This window comes from Brooklawnia sp., assembly GCF_049651565.1.
Lineage (GTDB): Bacteria > Actinomycetota > Actinomycetes > Propionibacteriales > Propionibacteriaceae > Brooklawnia.
Window position 1 is genome coordinate 1 of sequence record NZ_JBASCI010000212.1, and the last position, 2,532, is coordinate 2,532.

A 2,532-nucleotide genomic window follows, 5' to 3' on the forward strand; every position below is an offset into this window, starting at 1 on the left:
GGCCACGACCGCGCGTCAGGGCTGGGCGGCCCCGGCGTCCTCGGTGGGCCGACTGGTCTCGGGCAGGCAGACGGTGCCGCCCGGCACCCCGATCTCGGTGGGGGCCTCGTCGTTGAAACCGTCGAACGCGTCGCCGACCAGCACGTCAACCGTGCCGTCGGTGCGCCCGTCCGGCCAGATCTCGGCGCCGGGGAAGAACCCGGACACCAGCTGCACCGGAGGCTCGTCCGGGCTGCCACCCACGATCACCGTGTTGCTGACCGGCTCATCGGTGTTGCCGGGCGCCCGCATCACGAAACCCTTGTTGCGCAACTGCTCGGAGACCTGGCCGGCCAGCCCCGGAATGCGGCCGGCATTCAACACCGTCACGGTGACCTGATCGGAGGTGAGTACGGACGCCGACTGGGGCACGCACGGCGGCGTGGTGTCCTGCGGCGGCCGGGTGAGCTGCTCCCAGCCCCACCACAGGCCCCAGCCGAGCAGGCCGAGCAGCAGCAGCAGGGTGATGGGGCTGGCCCACCTGCGCCACGTTCTGGTCACCCGTTGCTCCCCGACTCGTCCTCGGCCCCGCCGGCCGGTACTGGTGGCGTCAGCCTACTTGACCGGATGCTCAGTCCAGTTCCAGGACGCGAGCATGAACCGTGTCGCGTTGCTGCAGCGCCGCCCGCAGCGCGCGGTGCAGGCCGTCCTCGAGGTACAGATCGCCCTGCCAGCTCACCACGTGGGCGAACAGGTCGCCGTAAAAGGTGGAGTCCTCGGCGAGCAGTGCGTCCAGGTCGAGGGTCCGCTTGGTCGTGACCAACTGGTCCAGGCGCACCTGTTGGGGCAGGATCGACGCCCAGTCACGTTGTGCGTAACCATGCGGGGGGTAGGGCCGTCCTTCGCCGACTCGTTTGAAGATCACCCCCCAATCGTAAGTCGATCGGGGTGAAGTTGCCCGTGGCATGCTGTTCCCATGCCTGATGACACCGCCCAGGCCGAGCGCGACGAGGCTGTCGCCGCGATCCGCGCCGGCTACACCTTCGACGAACCGGCGATCGAACTCGGCGTGCTCAGCGTCGACGACACCCCGGTGCCGGACGCCCGGGTCCGCATCCCGCTCGGCATGCTGAACCGGCACGGGCTGGTGTCCGGGGCCACCGGCACCGGCAAGACCATCACCCTGCAGGTGATGGCCGAGCAGATCGCCCGGGCCGGCGTCCCGGTCTTCGCCGCCGACATCAAGGGCGACCTGTCGGGCCTGGCCACGCCGGCAACCCCGAGCGACAAGCTGCTGGCGCGGACCCGGAAGAACGGTCAGGACTGGACACCGAGCGCGCCGCCCGTCGAGTTCTACGCGCTGGGCGGGCAGGGCCGGGGCATCCCGCTGCGCGCCACCATCTCCAGCTTCGGTCCGATCCTGCTGGCCAAGGTGCTCGGCCTGAACCAGACCCAGGAGTCATCGCTCGGGCTGGTCTTCCATTTCGCCGACCAGGCCGGCCTGCCGCTGCTCGACCTGGCCGACCTGGTCGAGGTGCTGAAGTACCTCGACTCCGACGAGGGCAAGCCGGTCCTCAAGCAGGTGGGCGGGCTCAGCTCGCAGACCGTCGGGGTGATCCTGCGCAAGATCATCAACCTCGAACAGCAGGGCGCCGACGTCTTCTTCGGCGAACCGGAGTTCGACACCCACGACCTGCTGCGCACCACTCCCGACGGCCGGGGCGTGGTCAGCATGCTGGAGCTGCCCAACGTGACCGACCGGCCCGCGCTGTTCTCCACCTTCCTGATGTGGCTGCTGGCCGACCTCTACCAGGACCTGCCAGAGGTCGGCGACACCGATCGTCCCCGGCTGGTCTTCTTCTTCGACGAGGCCCACCTGCTGTTCAACGACGCGTCCAGGGCCTTCATCGACCAGATCACCCAGACCGTGCGGCTGATCAGGTCGAAGGGTGTCGGGATCTTCTTCGTCACCCAGACCCCGAAGGATGTGCCCGGTGACGTGCCGGCCCAGCTCGGCAGCCGCGTCCAGCACCAGTTGCGCGCGCACACCCCCGACGACGCCAAGGCGCTCAGGGCCACCGTCAACACCTTCCCGAGGTCGGGCTACGACCTGGCCGAACTGCTCACCCAACTGGGCATCGGGCAGGCGGTGGTGACGGTGATGGACCCGGACGGCGCCCCGACTCCGGTGGCGTGGACACGCATCTTCGCGCCGGAGTCGCTGATGGGGCCGACCGACCCGGAACGGATGGACCAGATCATCCGGTCCAGCCCGCTGCTGGGCCGCTACGGCCAGACCATCAACCGCGACTCCGCCCAGGAGATGCTGGCCCGCAAGCTGGCCGAGGGCGCCGCGGCTGCCCAGGCCGAGGCGCAGCGTCCCGGCCAGACCGGCGGCGGAACGTGGTCGCCGGCCGCCGCGCCCAACCAGGCCGCCCAGCGCAAGTCGTCGGGGCGTCGGCAGAAGTCGGTCATCGCCGAGGTGGCGAACTCGTCGGTGGTCAAGCAGTTCGCCCGTTCGGCGGGACGCGAGATCGTCCGCTCGCTGTTCGG

General features: G+C 69.9%; 3 protein-coding genes. 1 reads left to right on the plus strand and 2 read right to left on the minus strand.

The window, feature by feature from the left end:
- Positions 1 to 15: 15 nt before the first annotated feature.
- Together WBL05_RS09970 and WBL05_RS09975 are read right to left on the minus strand one after the other, a co-directional pair.
- A complete protein-coding gene (locus WBL05_RS09970; protein WP_424225604.1) occupies positions 16 to 540 on the minus strand; it encodes a LytR C-terminal domain-containing protein in 525 nt (174 codons plus the stop codon).
- 70 nt (positions 541 to 610) lie between these two features.
- Entirely contained in the window at positions 611 to 904 is a 294-nt protein-coding gene (locus WBL05_RS09975) for a type II toxin-antitoxin system VapB family antitoxin (protein WP_424225605.1), read from the minus strand.
- Positions 905 to 955: 51 nt separating this feature from the next.
- Here WBL05_RS09975 and WBL05_RS09980 point away from each other — a divergent pair.
- Positions 956 to 2,532, plus strand: a 1,577-nt coding sequence (locus tag WBL05_RS09980; protein WP_424225607.1) for a helicase HerA-like domain-containing protein, incomplete at its 3' end; no start/stop codon positions are given.